Genomic DNA, 17,901 nt, shown 5'->3' on the forward strand with positions numbered 1-17,901 from the left:
CTGCCACCGGAGGGAGTGGCGGGGGTCACTCCCCCGGCCGGGGCCCGGATGCCCGGGCGAGGACACGTACGCCGCCCGCGAGGTTCTCGATCATGCGGTGGGCGCTTGGTCCGACCAGGGCGGCCCAGTCGTGCGGAGCGGCGTCGATCCAGGCGGTGACCAGGGCGGCGAAGCCTGGTCGGGTGCGGGCCAGTTCGACCAGGCACCGGTCGAAACAGGACGCGCCTTCCGGGGTGCGCACGAGCAGCAGTCCGATGCGGCGCACGCGCTCGCGGGTGCGGTCCTCGCTGTGCTCCCCCGCGCCGTGCTCTCCCGCGTCGCGCTCCCCCGTACGGCCCTGTCCCGTCCCGCACGCCACCGACCGCAGGACGCTCTCCAGGACCGCGGAGTCCCGCTCGTGGCTGAGCAGTACGTCGAGCAGCTCGCCCCGCAGTGCGCGCGACGCGTCGGTGCCCGGCGCGGCGAGCACGGGTGCGAGGGCCGCCCGAACCTGCACGGGCCTGCTGTGCAGCAGCCCGGACACCAGCGGGAAGAGGACGCCGCGCACGGCGGGGCCGTGTTCGAGCCGCCGGTCGATGTACGCGGCGGCGAGCCCGGCCGCTTCGGGGCGGGCCTCCAGGAGGTCGTGCACGAGGGTGGCGACGCGGCGCGCGAGCTCGGGCGTGGTCACGTCGGCGAGGGCGCACAGGACGTCGTCGGCGGCCGGGCCCTGCGCGTGCAGGCGGGTGCGGAAGGCGGCGAGCACGGGCTCGGGGTGGGAGGGCAGGGCGGCGGCCAGGGTGCTCGCGGGCAGCTGCGGGTCTCCGGCGGCGAAGCGGCGCAGGGCGTGGTGCAGGTGCCGGGAGCGGGTCCGCGGGTCGCGGACGAGGAGGGCGAGCGCGGCGCCGTGCAGGGTGTCGTCGGCGGGCCGGGCGAGCAGTGCGCCGGCGGCGCCGCGCAGGAGCTCGCGGTCGGCGCCGGTGGTGGCGTGCGGGGCGGCGCGCAGGCCGTAGGTGGCGGCGGCGACGCGCCGTGCGGGTCGCTCGTCCCTGGCCCAGCGGCCGACCGCGCGGCAGACGGCCGAGGGTTCCTCCTCGGCGAGCGCGGCGAGGAGCTCGTCGGCGCGGGCGTGGGCGCGGTCGACCAGGACCTCCGTGAGGTCGTCGATGGCGGCGTGGCGGTGGGTGTGGAGCAGCGCCTGCGCGGCGGAGGCGACGGTGGCGTCGGGCGTGGCGTCCAGCGGCCGCTCGTCGGCGAACCACTGTGCGAGGTGCGGCTGTACGCCGGCGGGGTCGGCGGCGAGCAGGTCGGCGACGGCGTCGAGGCAGCGGTCCGGGGCCCCCGGCGGCCCGTCGTGCACGACGAGCAGCCGCAGCAGGGCGAACCGGTGGGCGTCGTCCAGCGGCAGCCGCAGCCAGAAGGCGGTCCCGAACTCCCCGCGGGCGGCCAGCGGTTCGAGCACCGCGAGGTACGGGGACGCGTCGGGGACCCGCGACAGCACCTCCTCCAGCAGGTGGCGGGCCCACCACGCGGCGTCCCCGGGCCCGGTCACGGCCGTCCCGGAGGCGTCGAAGTCCACCAGCGCGTCCGCCAGCCCGACGAGTCGCGAGGCCAGTTCCGCGGCGCCCCGCTGGCGGCGCAGCGACAGCAGTGCCTGGATCACCGGGCCGATGCGGTGCCGCGGCACCGGTACCGGGCGGGAGGGGTCGCGCCGCCGCTGTTCCGGGACCGACGGGTTGCGCGCCGCGGCCCGGTGCCGGTGGACCAGCGCGGTCAGCGCGCTGTCCACGTCCAGGTGTATGCCCTGGAGCCAGTCGGCCAGTTCCTCGTGCGCGAAGCGGTAGCCGGCCCCGGCCGGCACGAGCAGTCCCTCGGTGAGCACCGCGGACGCCCATCCCGTACAGCCGTGCCCCCCGCTCCCGCTCTCCCCGCCGGACAGCGCTCCCCACGGGAACACCGCTTCGAAGGAGGCCCTGTCCAGCTCCCCCTGCCCGGGACCGAGGCAGCGTCGCGCCGCCTCGTGGACCTGTCCGGACACCGTCGCCGCGAGTCGGCGCACCGCGCTCCCCCGCAGCCCTCTCGGCGCGGCGAGCCGCACGGCGACGCGCAGGCACAGCAGGTCCAGGTAGGCGCCGAAGATCTCCTCGCGGCCGGGGGTGCCGGGCGGCGGTGCGTCCGGCCGGGCGGCCCGCACCTCGCAGAGCAGCCGCAGCGCAAGCGGGTGCCGTGCGTCGGCGTCGGCCATCGCGCTGTCGGGGATGCCGTACCGGGCCCGGGCCCGGCGCGCCTGTGGCTCGGGCAGATCGCCGAGGCGTACGCAGCCGGGGAGCTCCGCGCCTTCGTCCGCCGTGTGCAGCGACGCCGCGTCGAAGTGCGTCCCCGCCTGTTCCCAGTACTCCGCACGGCAGGCGACGACGAGCCGGGCGCCGGTGTCCCGCAGCCATCGGGCGGTGCCTTCGCTCCACTCCGCGAGGCGGTGGGCGAGCACGGGAGGCATCTCCTCGGGGCCGTCGAGCAGCAGGAGCAGCGGCCGCCCCGCGTCCCGCACGAGCCGGGCCACCCGGCGCGCCGAGATGTCCCCGAGGCCGCGGTCCGCGGACTCCTCGTCCGCGGCGGCGAGGATGCGCCCGGCACGTTCGAGCGCCCGCTCCACGGCGTCGGCGACGGACGCGTCGGTGCTCCGCAGGTCGGCGCCGCGCAGCCACAGGGTGGGGGCGGGCTCGGCGCCCCTGGCCCGCCGTGCGGCGAGCGCGGCCAGTTCCGTGGTGCGTCCCGTGCCGGGGTCGCCGACGAGGCCGAGCACGCGTGCGGGACCGGCGGTGAAGGCCGTGAACTCCCTGGTGATGTCGGGGCGTTCGACCGGTTCGAGGAGCGTGGCGTGCGGGCCGTCGGAGCCTGCCGAGGTGGCGGTCAGGTGCAGCGCGCCCGCGAGGTTGAGGTCGTCGTCGTACGCGGGGACGGTCGCGGCGTTTCGCGCGAGGAGTTCGGCGAGCGGGCCGCCCGGGTCCGCGGCGGCCGCGTCCCGCAGCGGCACCGCGTAGCCCGCGGGGCGGTGCGTCCAGGCGTCCTGCCCCGGCCCGGCCAAGCCGGTGGTCTGGGGCAGCAGGGCGGTTCCGAGGACGGCGAGGACGGCGCCGGAGGACGCGTCCACGACCGGTCCGCCCGCGGCGCCGCCGCCGAGCCGCAGCGCGTCGGCGCCGTCCGTGCCGATCGCGAGCTCCAGGGCGGCGCCCACCAGGTGGAAGCGGTCCGTCGCCGTGTACGTCACCGCCGAGGTACTGAGGACGCGTGCCTCGCGCCAGCCGGGCGCCGCGATCCGCACATACGTGCCGGTCGCCACGGTGTCGCACGCGGCGACGGGCAGGGGCCGCAGACCGAGCCCTTCGGTGCGCACGAGCGCGAGATCGGATGCGGGCAGCGGCACCACGGCCTCGGCGGGCACCACGCAGGTGCGCTCGCCCGCCGCGTGCAGGACGATCCGGGCCAGCCCGTCGACCGCCTCGTGACTGGTGACGACCGTGCCGTGCTCGTCGGCGGCGAACCCTATGCCGCGCGGACGCCCTGCGAGGTCGCACACCCGCACCACGGACTGGTCCGGCGCCGGAACAGAGGGCCCTTTGCCGCCGCGTCCCGCCATGCCCGAATCCTCCCCGCTGTGCCCCGTATATCCCGACCGTAAGGTCGCGGGTGATCAGCGGGACAGAAGGCGGCGCGAACGCGCCCCCTTCCGACCCCCCGGTTCACTCCGAGCGCCTGCCCATTGGGGTGAATCGGCGGGTGGCGGTGGATACACCTCTAGTGGGGGGAATGGTGGAGCGGCGGATCTGGGGTCCGCCGCTCCACAATGCCGTCACTTCACAATGCCGCCACTCCACAATGGTGTCAGGCGAAGACGGCCAGGCTCTTGGCCTTGCCCCTCGACTCCTCCGCCAGGACCAGGAAGCGGCCCTCGGTGTCGAAGACGGCGACGGCGCCCACACCCGCGTACTCCTCGGGCATGTCGATCCGGACACCGTTGAGCAGCAGCCGACCGCGCTTCTCGTCCACGTCCCAGCGCGGGAAGGCCCGGCCCGCGGCCTCGGCCACGGGCATCACGGTCAGCTCCTCCTGGAGCTGGTCGAGGGTCTTGGCGGCGTCCAGCTTGTAGGGGCCGACGCGGGTGCGGCGCAGGGCGGTCAGGTGGCCGCCGACGCCGAGGTCGGCGCCGAGGTCCCTGGCGATCGCCCTGATGTACGTCCCCGAGGAGCAGACGACCGAGACGACCAGGTCGAGGACGGGCGTGCCGTCCTCGGCGACGGCGTCACGGACGTCGTACACCGTGAAGGCGGAGATCCGCACGGGCCGGGCCGGGATCTCGAAGTCCTCGCCCTTGCGGGCGCGGGCGTACGACCGCTTGCCGTCGATCTTGATGGCGCTGACCTTCGACGGCACCTGCATGATGTCGCCGGACAGCTTGGCGATGCCCTCGTCGATGGCCTCACGGGTCACCTTCGAGGCGTCGGCGGACGAGGTGATCTCGCCCTCGGCGTCGTCGGTGATCGTGTTCTGCCCGAGGCGGATGGTGCCCAGGTACTCCTTCTCGGTCAGCGCCAGGTGGCCGAGGAGCTTGGTGGCGCGCTCCACGCCGAGCACGAGGACACCCGTCGCCATCGGATCGAGGGTGCCCGCGTGCCCGACGCGGCGGGTCTTGGCGATCCCGCGCATCTTGGCCACCACGTCGTGCGAAGTGAAGCCGGACGGCTTGTCGACGATGACAAGGCCGTCCGGCGTTGTGGTGCTGCTCTTGCTCATGCGCGGGCGTCGCCGTCCGTCTCGTCTGCGTCTTCGTCCTCGGGCTTGCGGTACGGGTCGGCCCCGCCCGCGAACTCGGCGCCCGCCGAGACCTCGCGCACCTTGGCGTCGGACATCCGCGCCTTGTCGAGGAGGTCCTCGATGGCGCGCGCGTTGTCCGGCAGGGCGTCCGCGACGAAGGCGAGGGTCGGCGTGAACTTCACGCCCGCCGCCTGGCCGACCGCCGACCGGAGCACGCCCTTGGCGCTCTCCAGGCCCGCGGCGGCCGCCGCGCGGTCCTCGTCGTCGCCGTAGACCGTGTAGAAGACCGTGGCCTCCCGCAGGTCACCGGTGACCCGGGTGTCCGTGATCGTCACGTGCGTTCCGAGCCGCGGGTCCTTGATCCCGCGCTGCAGCTTCTGAGCAACCACCTCTCGGATGAGGTCCGCCAGCCTTTTCGCCCGCGCGTTGTCGGCCACTGCTCCGTCTCCCTTATCCCCGGGCATTCCCTGGGCTTGTCTTGCTGTGTTCAGTCATCGTCGCCGTGCAGCCGCCGCCGGACCGACAGCAGCTCCACTTCGGGCCGGGCGGCGACGAGCCGCTCGCACCGGTCCAGTACGTCCGTGAGATGGCCCGCGTCACCGGACACCATCGCGAGGCCGATCTCGGCCCTCCGGTGCAGGTTCTGACCGCCCACTTCCGCCGCGCTCACCGCGTATTTGCGCTGGAGTTCGGCGACGATCGGACGGACGACGGAGCGTTTCTCCTTCAGCGAATGTACGTCGCCGAGGAGCAGATCGAAGGACAGAGTCCCCACATACATGTGTGTCCGGATGTCCCGCCGGTACGGGGTCGACGCCCCGCCGACCAATTGGCAGGGACACAAGAACCGTACACGGAACGGCCGGGGCCGATCGACGGGATTTATCTCCCCTCGACCGGCCCCGGTTCGAGCTGTCGTGATCAGCCGCGCGGCTTCTCGCGCATCTCGTACGTCGCGATGACGTCGTCGATCTTGATGTCGTTGAAGTTTCCGAGGTTGATACCGCCCTCGAAGCCTTCGCGGATCTCGGTGACGTCGTCCTTGAAGCGGCGCAGACCCTCGATGTTGAGGCTCTCCGCGATGACCTTGCCATCGCGCAGCAGTCGGGCCTTGGTGTTGCGCTTGACCTCGCCGGAGCGGATGAGAACACCCGCGATGTTGCCGAGCTTGGACGAGCGGAAGACCTCGCGGATCTCCGCGGTGCCGAGCTCGACCTCCTCGTACTCCGGCTTGAGCATGCCCTTGAGGGCCGCCTCGATCTCCTCGATGGCCTGGTAGATCACCGAGTAGTAGCGGACGTCGACGCCCTCGCGCTCCGCCATCTGCGCGGCACGTCCTGCCGCACGGACGTTGAAGCCGATGACGATGGCGTCGGAGCCCATCGCCAGGTCGATGTCCGACTCGGTGACCGCACCCACACCGCGGTGCAGGACGCGGATGTCGACCTCTTCGCCGACGTCGAGCTGGAGCAGCGAGGACTCGAGAGCCTCCACCGAACCGGACGCGTCGCCCTTGATGATGATGTTGAGGTCCTGGACCAGGCCCGCCTTGAGCACCTGGTCGAGGTCCTCGAGGGACACCCGGCGGGTGCGCTTGGCGAACGCGGCGTTGCGCTCACGGGCCGCACGCTTCTCGGCGATCTGACGGGCCGTACGGTCCTCGTCGACAACCAGGAAGTTGTCGCCGGCACCCGGCACGTTGGTGAGACCGAGCACGAGGACCGGAGTCGACGGGGTCGCCTCCTCCACGTTCTCGCCCTTGTCGTCGAGCATCGCGCGGACTCGGCCGTACGCGTCACCGGCGACCATCGTGTCGCCGACGCGGAGGGTACCGCGCTGGACGAGGACGGTCGCGACGGCGCCGCGGCCCTTGTCGAGGTGGGCCTCGATGGCGATGCCCTGCGCGTCCTGCTCCGGGTTGGCCCGCAGGTCGAGCGAGGCGTCCGCGGTCAGGACCACGGCTTCGAGCAGCTGCTCGATGTTGAGGCCCTGGCGCGCGGAGATGTCGACGAACATCGTGTCGCCGCCGTACTCCTCGGCCACCAGACCGAACTCGGTGAGCTGACCGCGCACCTTGGTCGGGTCGGCACCCTCGACGTCGATCTTGTTGACCGCGACCACGATCGGCACGTCGGCCGCCTTGGCGTGGTTCAGCGCCTCGATCGTCTGCGGCATCACACCGTCGTTCGCCGCGACCACGAGGATCGCGATGTCGGTGGACTTCGCACCACGGGCACGCATGGCGGTGAACGCCTCGTGACCGGGGGTGTCGATGAAGGTGATGGCGCGCTCTTCGCCGTTGACCTCGGTGGCGACCTGGTACGCACCGATGTGCTGCGTAATACCGCCGGCCTCGCCCGCGACGACGTTCGTCTTGCGGATCGCGTCCAGAAGTCGGGTCTTACCGTGGTCGACGTGACCCATGACGGTCACTACCGGCGGACGGGAGACGAGCATCTCCTCGCCGCCCTCGTCCTCGCCGAACTCGATGGAGAACGACTCGAGGAGCTCGCGGTCCTCCTCCTCCGGGCTGACGATCTCCAGGACGAAGTTCATCTCGTCCGCGAGGAGCTTCAGCGTCTCGTCGGAGACGGACTGCGTGGCGGTGACCATCTCGCCGAGGTTCATCATCACGCCGACGAGCGACGCCGGGTTGGCGTTGATCTTCTCGGCGAAGTCGGTGAGCGAGGCACCACGCGACAGGCGGACGGTCTGTCCGTTGCCGCGAGGCAGCATGACGCCGCCGACCGACGGGGCCTGCATGGCCTCGTACTCCTGGCGCCTCTGCCGCTTCGACTTGCGACCGCGACGGGCGGGCCCGCCGGGACGGCCGAACGCACCCTGCGTGCCACCACGGGCACCGGGACCACCGGGACGGCCACCGAAGCCGGGACGACCGCCGAAGCCGCCGCCACCACCGGGACGACCGGCACCGCCGCCACCGGGACCGCCGGGACGACCGGCGAAACCGCCGCCGCCACCACCGGGACCGGCCGGACGACCGGCGAAACCGCCACCGGGACGACCGCCGCCGCCACCCGGACGACCGCCGCCGCCACCGGGACCACGGCCACCGCCGGGGCCACCGCCGGGACGCGGGCCCGCGGCGGGACGCTGCGGCATCATGCCCGGGTTCGGACGGTTACCGGCGGGACCGCCGCCGGGACGCGGAGCGCCGCCCTGCGGGCGGGGCATGCCGCCCGGGGTCGGACGGGCGCCGCCCTGACCCTGCGGACGGGGAGCGCCACCGGGGCCGCCCTGACCGCCCTGCGGACGCGGGGCGCCGCCGGGACCACCGGGGGCACCGCCAGGTCCGCCGGGACCGGGACGTGCGCCGCCCGGACGGGGCGCCTGCGGGCGCGCCATGCCGGTGGAGCCACCAGAGGTGAAGGGGTTGTTGCCCGGACGCGGACCCGAGGGACGGGCACCGCCGGGACGCGGGGCGCCACCCTGGCCGCCGGGACGCGGGGCGCCCTGACGGTCACCGCGGTCGCCACGGTCACCGCGGTCGCCACGGCCCTGACCCTGACCCTGGCCCTGACCGGGGGCCGGACGGCCACCGGGCTTCGGGGCACCCGGGCGAGCGCCCGGACGGGGGGCCTGCGGGGCGGCGGGGGCCGCCGGAGCAGCCGGGGCGGCCGGCGGAGCGGTGAACTCCGGGGTGGACGGCGCCGGCGAGGCCGGGGCCGGCTTGGGGGCCGGCGGCTTCGGGCCGGGCGTCGGGCGCGGGCCCGGGGTCGCCGGCGAAGCCGCGGGCTTCTCGGCCTCGGCGGGCTTGGGCGCCGGCGGCTTGGGCGCGGCCGGGCCCGGACGGGCGGCCTGCGCGGGAGAGGGGGTCGCCGGGCCCGAGGGGGCCGGCGGCTTGGGGGCGGCCTGCTTGCGCGGCGCGCCGGGCTTGGCGGCGGACTTGCCGTTGCCGCCGCCCTGCTGGAATGCGTCAGTCAGTTTGCGTACCACAGGCGCCTCGATCGTCGAGGACGCCGAACGTACGAATTCACCGAGTTCTGTGAGCTTGGCCATGACGACCTTGCTCTCTACTCCGAACTCCTTGGCGAGTTCGTATACCCGGACCTTAGCCACTTCGCTCCTTTTAGGTCCGGGTTACGCCGGACCGTCGCTACTTCATGGGCGTACTCATCGCGTGCTCATCGAGTGCTCATCGCAATCTCGACCTACTTCCAACTCGCGGGGTACCAAGGCCGCACGGGGTTCCGTGCGGCCACGTCTTACGGTGTTGCCTCTGGGGCAACTGTCTCGACAGCCCGGCGCAAGGCCTCCGTGTCGAGCGGCCCCTGGGCACGAAAGGCCCGTGGGAACGCCCGGCGGCGGACCGCCAGGTCCAGACAGACCAGGGCGGGGTGTACATACGCACCCCGGCCGGGCAGCGTACCGCGAGGATCGGGGACGCAGGCGCCCTCTTTCGCCACGATGCGCAGCAGATCGCTCTTGGCCGCTCGCTCCCGGCACCCCACACAGGTGCGCTCAGGGCGTGCGCGGGCATGCGTCCGGCCAGACACGCTTAAGTCTACCTCCCCGCACCGACCTCACCCCTTCGGGGCAAGAATCGAACGGCTACTCGCCACATACTGTCGTGATCGAAGCGGTCGCCGCCCGGAATTTATTCCCGCGACGGCTTCCGCCGCTGGCCCGCTACCGGTCGTCCCGGTCGTCGGGCTGCTCCGTGTCCGGCCTGATGTCGATGCGCCAGCCGGTGAGCCGCGCGGCCAGACGGGCGTTCTGCCCCTCCTTGCCGATCGCGAGCGACAGCTGGTAGTCCGGCACGGTCACCCGGGCCGAGCGCGCGCCGAGATCCACGACCTCGACCTTGCTGACGCGGGCCGGGGAGAGCGCGTGGGCGACCATCTCGGCCGGGTCGTCGGACCAGTCGACGATGTCGATCTTCTCGCCGTTGAGCTCGCCCATCACGTTGCGCACGCGGCTGCCCATGGGGCCGATGCAGGCGCCCTTGGCGTTGAGACCAGAGCGCGTCGAGCGGACCGCGATCTTGGTGCGGTGGCCGGCCTCGCGGGCGATCGCGGTGATCTCGACGGAACCGTCGGCGATCTCCGGGACCTCCAGCGCGAAGAGCTTCTTGACCAGGTTGGGGTGCGTGCGCGACAGCGTCACGGACGGGCCGCGGACGCCCTTCGCCACCCGGACGACGTAGCTGCGAAGGCGCATCCCGTGGGGGTACTCCTCGCCGGGGACCTGCTCCTGCACGGGCAGGATGGCCTCCAGCTTGCCGATGTCGACCAGCACGTTCTTCGGGTCGCGGCCCTGCTGGACCACGCCGGTGACGATGTCGCCCTCGCGGCCCGCGTACTCACCGAGGGTCGCGTCGTCCTGGGCGTCGCGCAGGCGCTGCAGGATGACCTGCTTCGCCGTGGTCGCGGCGATGCGGCCGAAGTCGGACGGGGTGTCGTCGAACTCCTTGGGCTCCTGGCCCTCTTCGAGGTCCGCCGGGTCCTCCGTCGCCCACACCGTCACGTGGCCGCTCTCGCGGTCCAGCTTCACCCGGGCGCGGCGGAAGCTGCCTTCGGTGCGGTGGTAGGCGATGAGGAGGGCCGATTCGATCGCCTCGACGAGGAGGTCGAAGGAGATCTCCTTCTCCCGGACCAGACCCCGCAGGGCACTCATGTCGATGTCCACGGCTACGCCTCCTCTTCCTTCTTGTCCTTGCGGTTGAACTCGACCTGGACGCGCGCCTTGTCGATCTCGTCGAAGGCGAGGCGGCGGGACGTGGCCTTGCGGCCCTTCACGCCGGGCACTTCGAGGTCGAGGCCCTCGTCGTCCACGGTGAGGATGCGGGCGGTCAGCTCGCCGCCCTCGGTCAGCTGGAACTTCACCAGGCGGTTCACGGCACGCACATAGTGACGGTGCTCGGTCAGGGCTCGCTCGGCGCCGGGGGAACCGACCTCCAGGTCGTACTCCCCGTCGCCCATGGCGTCCGTCTCGTCGAGCTTCGCGGAGAGCAGGCGGCTCACTTCCGCGATCTGGTCCAGATCCACGCCGTCGTCGGAGTCGATGACGACTCTCAGCACCCGCTTGCGTCCGACGGAGGCCACTTCGATCTCTTCGAGATCCAGGTCCTGCGAGGTGACGAGCGGTTCCAGTAGTTGCCGCAGCCTCTCGCTCTGGGTGGTGCTCATCCGGGTGACTCCTCGGCCGCGTGTGCTGTTGTGGGTGCTTGCAAGTCTGCGTGTCAGGTCAAAGGGTATCCGGTCCCGAGGGGTGTTGCGGCCCACGGACGGCACGATGCGCCGCTCCGGTCCGAGCCGCTCGCGGGTCCCGGGCCGGTCCGAAGGTACGGTGATCACAGGGCCCGTGCCCACTGATCTTCATACTGTCGGCTTCTCCCCCTTTCTCGCTCGCGCCTTTTGGCCTTCCTTCCGAGGACGTCTGCCGTGCCGTCGTATCTCACCGCCCCGCGGTCCCGTCCGGGTCCGCGCCGAAGGAGTCTGCTCACCGGGGCCGCCGGCGTCGCGTCGGCGGCGCTGCTCGCGGGCTGCACGGACTCCGCAGGCTCCGACGCCGACGAGCGTGCGTCCGTCGCCCGGCGGCTGCGCGCCGCGGCCGCCGAGGACAGCAGGAAGCTCCTCGGGCGGTACGACGCCGTACTCGCGGCGCATCCCTCGCTCGCCGGACGGCTCCGGCCGCTGCGGGCCGAGGTGAAGCAGCACGCCGACGCCTTCGCGGCCGCCCGCTCCCCGCGATCCACCGCCCCCTCCGCGGCGGCCGCCCCCTCGGCGTCCCCTTCCGTGGCCCCGGACCCCAAGGACGCCGTACGCGCCCTCGCCGAGGCCGAGCGCGAGCTGGCCGACCGCCGGGGCAAGGCCCTGCTCGACGCTCCGGCGGAGGAGGGCAGGCTGCTCGCCTCGGTGGCGGCCGCGGGCGCGGCCCACGCATACCTGCTGACGGAGCCGGAGGGCGAGAAGTGAGCGACACGAAGACCCCGAAGGAAGCCTCGCAAGCCTCGGAAGCCTCGAAGGACGAGGAGCTGAAGGCTCTGCAGGCCGCCCTCGGCGCCGAACACGCGGCGGTGTACGGCTACGGCGTCGTCGGCGCCCGGATCGGCGACAAGCGCAGGGCGGAGGCGCGCACGGCGTACGACGCGCACCGCGCCCGGCGCGACGAGGTGCAGCGCGCGGTGCGCGACCTCGGCGGCGAGCCGCAGTCCGCGGACGCCGCGTACTCGCTGCCGTTCCCGGTGCCGGACTCCGCGGCGGCCGCCCGGCTCGCCACCGAACTGGAGGACCGGGTCGCCGGCGTCTACTCCGATCTCGTACGTGCCTCGACGGGCGACCGGCGGGGCACCGCGGCCCGTGCGCTGCGGGAGGCCGCGGTCCGCGCGGCACGGTGGCGTGCCGGGAGCGTAGCCTTCCCTGGGCTCGCCGAGCGGTCGACACCGTCGTCCGCACCGGCGACTCCCAAGGCGTAACGCGTTCAGGAAGGGAACAACTCGCGCATGGCTTTCGAACCGCCGCAGCGCCTCGTCACAGCACTCGGCGAGACGGCGCAGGACGGCGAGGACTGGCTGGAGAAGCTGCCCGAGGCAGTCGAACAGTCCGTCGCTCTACGCGAGTTGACCGTCGAGCGCACCCACTTGCCCGGTGGCCGCAGCAGCCTCGTGCTGCTGGTGCGGCAGGCCGACGGCGCGCCCGCCGTGCTGAAGCTGGTGCCGCCCCGGTCGCGACCGGAGAGCGAGCGGGCAGCCCTCGCCCACTGGGGCGGGCTCGGCGCCGCTCGGCTGCTCGACCCCGAGTACTCGGACGGGGCGCTGCTCCTGGAGCGGCTGCACCGTGACGTGTCCGTACGCTCGCTGCCCGAGGCCAAGGCGCTGCTCGAGGCCGCGGGGACGCTGCGCCGGCTGTGGGTGGCGCCGCCCGCCGGGCACCGCTTCGAGACGGTCGCCGAGCGCACGGGGCGCCAGGCCGACGCGATGCGCGCCTCCGCGACCACCGACACGGACGTGGCGCCGCTGGTCGACGCGGCGCTCGCGGCCCGCGAGGAGCTGCTCGCCGGGGACGCGGGGAGCGCGGAGTCGCGGCTGCTGCACGGCACCTTCCGGCAGAGCAAGGTCCTCGCCGGGGACCGGCTGCCGTGGCTGGCGGTGGGGCCTGACCCGGTGGTCGGCGAGCCCGCGTTCGACCTGGCGCGCCTCGTCCGGGACCGGGTGGAGGACCTGATCGCTTCACCATCGGGTGCGTCGATCACGCGGCGGCGGGTGAAGAAGCTCGCCGAGTCCCTGGAGGTCGACCAGGAGCGGCTGCGGGGCTGGACGCTGTTCCGGGCGGTCGAGTCCGGGGTCCGGGCGCTGCGGGTGGGCCGCCCCCAGGACGCGGAGCTTCTCTTGGAGTTCGCGGGCTGGCTCTGACGGTGGGGCGCGGAGTCTGCGGGCCGTGTGCGGCCGGTCGCGCAGTTCCCCGCGCCCCTTCAGGGCGCTGAGCGGTCAGGCGGTGAGGCGGGCGATCGCCTCGTCGACCGGGAGCTCCTCGCGCTCGCCCGTGCGACGGTCCTTGAGCTCGACGACGCCGTCGGCCGAGCGGCGGCCCGCGACGAGGATCTTCGGCACACCGATCAGCTCGGAGTCGGTGAACTTCACGCCCGGCGAGACGCCCGGCCGGTCGTCGACCAGGACGCGGACACCGGCCGCGGCCAGCTTGTCCGAGACCTCAAGGGCCAGCTCGGTCTGGAGCGCCTTGCCCGCCGCCACCACGTGGACGTCGGCCGGGGCGATCTCCTCGGGCCAGATCAGGCCCTTGTCGTCGGCGTGCTGCTCGGCGAGGGCGGCGACGGCGCGGGAGACACCGATGCCGTACGAACCCATGGTGACGCGGACCGGCTTGCCCTCCTTGCCGAGCACGTCGAGCTGGAAGGCGTCGGCGTACTTGCGGCCGAGCTGGAAGATGTGGCCGATCTCGATGGCGCGGTCGAGGTTGAGGCCGGTGCCGCAGTTCGGGCACGGGTCGCCCTCCTGGACGACCACGACGTCGACGTACGCGTCGACCTCGAAGTCGCGGCCCGCGACGACGTTCTTGGCGTGCACGCCGTCCTTGTTGGCGCCGGTGATCCAGGCGGTGCCGGGGGCGACGCGCGGGTCGGCGACGTACTGGACCTTCTCCAGGCCCTGCGGGCCCACGTAGCCCCGTACGAGATCGTCACGGCCCTCGAAGTCCTGGGCCGTCACCAGCTCCACGGCGGCGGGGGCGAAGTGGGCCTCCACCTTGTCCATGTCGACCTCGCGGTCGCCGGGGACGCCGACGGCGACGATCTCGCCGTCGACCTTCACGAGGAGGTTCTTGAGGGTGGCCGACGCCGGGACGCCGAGGTGCGCGGCGAGCGTCTCGATGGTCGGGGTGTCGGGGGTCGGGATCTCCTCGGCCGCGGGCACGCCGGCCGCGTCGACCGGCTGCAGGGCGAAGGAGACGGCCTCCGTGTTGGCCGCGTAGTCGCAGTTCGGGCAGTCGGCGAAGGTGTCCTCGCCGGCCGCGGCCGGGGCGAGGAACTCCTCGGACTTCGAGCCGCCCATGGCGCCGGCGGTGGCGGCGCAGATGCGGTAGTCGAGGCCGAGGCGCTGGAAGATCTTCTGGTACGCGGCGCGGTGCAGCGCGTACGACTGGGCGAGGCCCTCGTCCTCCAGGTCGAAGGAGTACGAGTCCTTCATCAGGAACTCGCGGCCGCGCAGGATGCCGGCGCGGGGGCGGGCCTCGTCGCGGTACTTGGTCTGGATCTGGTACAGGATCACCGGCAGGTCCTTGTAGGACGTGCACTGGTCCTTGACCAGGAGGGTGAAGATCTCCTCGTGGGTGGGGCCGAGGAGGTAGTCGCCGCCCTTGCGGTCGTTGAGCCGGAACAGCTCCGCGCCGTACTCGGTCCAGCGGCCCGTCGCCTCGTACGGCTCCTTGGGCAGCAGGGCGGGCAGGGAGACCTCCTGGCCGCCCATGGCGTCCATCTCCTCGCGGACGACGCGCTCGACGTTGGCGAGGACCTTCTTGCCCAGGGGCAGCCACGACCAGACACCGGCGGCGGTGCGGCGCACGTATCCGGCGCGGACGAGCAGCTTGTGGCTCAGCACTTCGGCGTCCGCGGGGTCGTCGCGCAGAGTCTTCGCCATCAAACGGGACATGCGCTGGACCTGGGCCATGGTGAACTCCTGCTGCGTAAGGGTGGTGTGCAGGAGGTTAGCCGGGGGCCGGGGGCGGGCGGAAATCGGTTACGGCTCAGGACCGTTTCGGCAAGGGCAGCGGGGCGCCCATCACGGCGTACGGCTTGGGGGCGCTGGGGAACAGGACGCGGCGGGCCAGATCGGTGTACCCGAGGGAGCGGTACAGGCCGCGGGCGGGGCTCTCGACGTCGATCGCGGAGAGGATCGAGCGGGGCTCGGGGACCCCCTCGGTGATGGTGGTGATGAGCGCCCGCCCGATGCCGCGGTTCTGGTGGCCCGGGTGCACGTGCAGCTCGGTGATGACGAAGGAGCCGTCCAGCCAGTCGTCCGCGTCCCGGCTGCGCAGGTACGGCTCGACGACCGTCGACCACCAGTGGCCGCGGTCGTTGGGCATGCCGTAGACGAAGCCGACGAGCCGGTCGTCGGAGGTCGTCGCGCCGAACGCGCGGGCACGGGGGTATGTGAGGTGCCGCAGGACGATCTGGCGCCGCACGGCCACCTCGTCCTCACTCAGTCCGAAGGCGTGGGCCTGGACGCGCAGCGCGTCGTCCACACGCGCGGCGAGGTCGAGCGGCGCGATCACGACATCGTCTGTCATGGGGCGACCCTACTTCGCGACGCCCGCGTTCAGAACAGGACGCTCATGAAGGCGCCGACCTCCTGGAAGCCCACCCTTCGGTAGGCCGCCCTGGCCGCGGTGTTGAAGTCGTTCACGTAGAGGCTGGCGACGGGGGCGATGTCCGCGAGGGCGTAGCGCAGGACGGCCGCCATGCCGGGGGCGGCGAGCCCGCGGCCCCGGTACTCGGGGGCCACCCAGACGCCCTGGATCTGGCAGGCCTGCGCGGTGGCGGCGCCGATCTCCGCCTTGAAGACGACCTTGCCGTCCTGGTCCAGGCGGGCGAACGACCGTCCCGAGCCGACCAGTTCGGCGACCCGGGCCTGGTAGAGGAGGCCGCCGTCGCCCGCCATCGGCGACACCCCGACCTCCTCGGTGAACATCGCGACGCACGCCGGCATGATCGTCTCCATCTCGTCCTTACGGACACGACGGACGTACGGGTCGGGGACGACGTCGTCCGGGAGCCGGTCGGCGACCATCAGGGGCTGCTGGGCGCGGACCTCGCGGGCGGGGCCCCAGGACGGTTCGAGGAGCCGCCACAGCTGGGCCGTGGAGGCGGCGGGGCCGACGATGGACGAGCAGCGGCGGCCCGCCCTGCGGGCCCGGTCCGCGAAGCCGCGCACGGCTCGCGGAGTGGCGCAGATCGGCACGAGGTTGGCGCCCGCGTAGCAGAGGGACTCCAGCATGCCGTCCTCGTACCAGCCCCACATTTCGCCGCCGAGACGCCAGGGGTCGAGCCCCGCCACCTGGACGCGAGCGGTCACGAAGGCGTTCGCGACCGGCTCGCGGTCGAGCACGGCCAGCGCGGCGTCGAGGTCACTCGGTTCGAGGACCCGGGTGGTGGTCTGAGTCAACACGTGCGGGGGCCTCACCATACGGTCTGCTGATCTCCGCACTGTACCTGGCGGGGGCGCCCTGTGCGGGGGGCCTTTTGTCCCGTGGGCCGGGGCCAGGTGCTGAGGGGCGTCGGTGCGGCAGACGGATGCCCCGGCGCTCGGGGAGCGGCGGGGCACCGGGGAGAGCGCGCGCGGGTCAGCCCGCGACGGCCACCGTCGGCTCGCCGGAGGCCACGCCGTCCTTCTCCATCTGCTCAGCGATCTTCATCGCCTCGTCGATGAGGGTCTCCACGATCTTGGACTCGGGGACGGTCTTGATGACCTCGCCCTTGACGAAGATCTGGCCCTTGCCGTTGCCCGAGGCGACGCCGAGGTCGGCCTCGCGGGCCTCACCGGGACCGTTGACGACACACCCCATGACGGCGACCCGCAGCGGCACCTCCATGCCGTCCAGACCCGCGGTGACCTCTTCGGCCAGCTTGTACACGTCGACCTGCGCACGCCCGCAGGACGGGCAGGAGACGATCTCCAGGCGGCGCTGGCGGAGGTTGAGGGATTCGAGGATCTGGATGCCGACCTTGATCTCCTCGGCCGGCGGGGCCGAGAGGGAGACGCGGATCGTGTCGCCGATGCCCTCGCTCAGCAGCGCCCCGAACGCGACCGCCGACTTGATCGTGCCCTGGAAGGCGGGGCCCGCCTCGGTGACGCCGAGGTGGAGGGGGTAGTCGCACTGGGCGGCGAGCTGGCGGTAGGCGTTGACCATGACCACCGGGTCGTTGTGCTTGACCGAGATCTTGATGTCGCGGAAGTCGTGCTCCTCGAAGAGGGACGCCTCCCACAGGGCCGACTCGACGAGGGCCTCGGGGGTCGCCTTGCCGTACTTCTTGAGGAGCCGCGCGTCCAGGGAGCCCGCGTTGACGCCGATGCGGATCGGGGTGCCCGCGTCCTTGGCGGCCCGCGCGATCTCCTTGACCTTGTCGTCGAACTGCTTGATGTTGCCGGGGTTGACGCGGACCGCCGCGCAGCCCGCGTCGATCGCCGCGAAGACGTACTTCGGCTGGAAGTGGATGTCGGCGATCACCGGGATCTGCGACTTGCGCGCGATCGTGGCGAGCGCGTCCGCGTCGTCCTGTGTGGGACACGCCACCCGCACGATCTGGCAGCCCGAGGCCGTCAGTTCCGCGATCTGCTGCAGCGTGGCGCCGATGTCGGACGTACGCGTCGTCGTCATGGACTGCACCGAGACCGGTGCGTCCCCGCCCACGGCCACCGTGCCGACCTGGATCTTGCGGCTGACCCTTCGGTCGGCGAGCTTGGTCGGAACGGACGGGATTCCGAGCGATACGGCAGTCATCTGGCGAGCATCCCCAAGAGTGTTGATCACAGGAGTGTGGATCTGGGTCCCGAGATCGGCGGGATCCGGGTTTCGAGATTACGGCACCTCGCGGGGCACGGGCACATCCCGTCCGGAAGTCCACCCAATGGTGGGC

15 protein-coding genes are annotated in these 17,901 nt (G+C 72.8%); 3 read left to right on the forward strand and 12 right to left on the reverse strand.

Features of this window, described 5'->3' with window-relative positions:
• Window positions 1-25: 25 nt before the first annotated feature.
• The 8 genes from AB0N81_RS30650 to rimP all read right to left on the reverse strand — a co-directional run bounded on the left by AB0N81_RS30650 (window position 26) and on the right by rimP (window position 10,940).
• Entirely contained in the window at window positions 26-3,616 is a 3,591-nt protein-coding gene (locus tag AB0N81_RS30650) for a trypsin-like peptidase domain-containing protein (RefSeq protein WP_365363994.1), read from the reverse strand.
• 245 nt (window positions 3,617-3,861) lie between these two features.
• Window positions 3,862-4,770: a tRNA pseudouridine(55) synthase TruB gene (gene truB, locus AB0N81_RS30655; RefSeq protein WP_365363996.1), complete on the reverse strand. Its 909-nt coding sequence runs from the start codon at window positions 4,768-4,770 to the stop codon at window positions 3,862-3,864.
• Window positions 4,767-5,228 carry a 30S ribosome-binding factor RbfA gene (gene rbfA, locus AB0N81_RS30660; protein WP_365363997.1) on the reverse strand — a complete coding sequence of 154 codons (462 nt, stop codon included), beginning with the start codon at window positions 5,226-5,228 and terminating at the stop codon, window positions 4,767-4,769. Before rbfA ends, truB begins: the two co-directional genes overlap by 4 nt.
• A 50-nt stretch (window positions 5,229-5,278) precedes the next feature.
• Entirely contained in the window at window positions 5,279-5,572 is a 294-nt protein-coding gene (locus AB0N81_RS30665) for a DUF503 domain-containing protein (protein ID WP_365363998.1), read from the reverse strand.
• Window positions 5,573-5,712: 140 nt separating this feature from the next.
• Window positions 5,713-8,871 (reverse strand): translation initiation factor IF-2, encoded by a 3,159-nt coding sequence (gene infB / locus AB0N81_RS30670; RefSeq protein ID WP_365364000.1) that lies wholly within the window; start codon window positions 8,869-8,871, stop codon window positions 5,713-5,715.
• A gap of 146 nt (window positions 8,872-9,017) precedes the next feature.
• Window positions 9,018-9,308, reverse strand: a complete 291-nt coding sequence (locus AB0N81_RS30675) for a YlxR family protein (RefSeq protein WP_365364002.1) — start codon at window positions 9,306-9,308, stop codon at window positions 9,018-9,020.
• A 133-nt stretch (window positions 9,309-9,441) separates the two neighbouring features.
• Window positions 9,442-10,440: a transcription termination factor NusA gene (gene nusA / locus AB0N81_RS30680; protein ID WP_365364004.1), complete on the reverse strand. Its 999-nt coding sequence runs from the start codon at window positions 10,438-10,440 to the stop codon at window positions 9,442-9,444.
• A gap of 2 nt (window positions 10,441-10,442) precedes the next feature.
• Window positions 10,443-10,940 (reverse strand): ribosome maturation factor RimP, encoded by a 498-nt coding sequence (gene rimP, locus AB0N81_RS30685; RefSeq protein ID WP_365364006.1) that lies wholly within the window; start codon window positions 10,938-10,940, stop codon window positions 10,443-10,445.
• Between the two features lie 255 nt (window positions 10,941-11,195).
• On the opposite strand from rimP, the gene AB0N81_RS30690 reads away from it, so the two are divergent.
• Genes AB0N81_RS30690 through AB0N81_RS30700 form a run of 3 tightly spaced genes read left to right on the forward strand, consistent with a single transcriptional unit; the run spans window position 11,196 to window position 13,165 of the window.
• A complete protein-coding gene (locus tag AB0N81_RS30690) occupies window positions 11,196-11,729 on the forward strand; it encodes a hypothetical protein (protein WP_365364008.1) in 534 nt (177 codons plus the stop codon).
• Window positions 11,726-12,229, forward strand: a complete 504-nt coding sequence (locus AB0N81_RS30695; protein WP_365364010.1) for a ferritin-like domain-containing protein — start codon at window positions 11,726-11,728, stop codon at window positions 12,227-12,229. Before AB0N81_RS30690 ends, AB0N81_RS30695 begins: the two co-directional genes overlap by 4 nt.
• Before the next feature lie 27 nt (window positions 12,230-12,256).
• On the forward strand, window positions 12,257-13,165 hold the full coding sequence (locus tag AB0N81_RS30700) for an aminoglycoside phosphotransferase family protein (protein ID WP_365364012.1): 909 nt from the start codon (window positions 12,257-12,259) through the stop codon (window positions 13,163-13,165).
• A gap of 75 nt (window positions 13,166-13,240) precedes the next feature.
• Here the strand turns inward: AB0N81_RS30700 and AB0N81_RS30705 are convergent, their stop codons facing one another.
• The 4 genes from AB0N81_RS30705 to ispG all read right to left on the reverse strand — a co-directional run bounded on the left by AB0N81_RS30705 (window position 13,241) and on the right by ispG (window position 17,765).
• A complete protein-coding gene (locus AB0N81_RS30705; RefSeq protein ID WP_365364014.1) occupies window positions 13,241-14,935 on the reverse strand; it encodes a proline--tRNA ligase in 1,695 nt (564 codons plus the stop codon).
• Between the two features lie 76 nt (window positions 14,936-15,011).
• A complete protein-coding gene (locus AB0N81_RS30710; protein WP_365364016.1) occupies window positions 15,012-15,554 on the reverse strand; it encodes a GNAT family N-acetyltransferase in 543 nt (180 codons plus the stop codon).
• 29 nt (window positions 15,555-15,583) lie between these two features.
• Window positions 15,584-16,432 (reverse strand): GNAT family N-acetyltransferase, encoded by an 849-nt coding sequence (locus AB0N81_RS30715; protein WP_365364018.1) that lies wholly within the window; start codon window positions 16,430-16,432, stop codon window positions 15,584-15,586.
• Window positions 16,433-16,607: 175 nt separating this feature from the next.
• On the reverse strand, window positions 16,608-17,765 hold the full coding sequence (gene ispG / locus AB0N81_RS30720; protein ID WP_365364020.1) for a flavodoxin-dependent (E)-4-hydroxy-3-methylbut-2-enyl-diphosphate synthase: 1,158 nt from the start codon (window positions 17,763-17,765) through the stop codon (window positions 16,608-16,610).
• Between the last annotated feature and the right edge of the window lie 136 nt (window positions 17,766-17,901).

Source organism: Streptomyces sp. NPDC093510, assembly GCF_040683555.1.
In the GTDB taxonomy this organism is placed as follows: Bacteria; Actinomycetota; Actinomycetes; order Streptomycetales; family Streptomycetaceae; genus Streptomyces.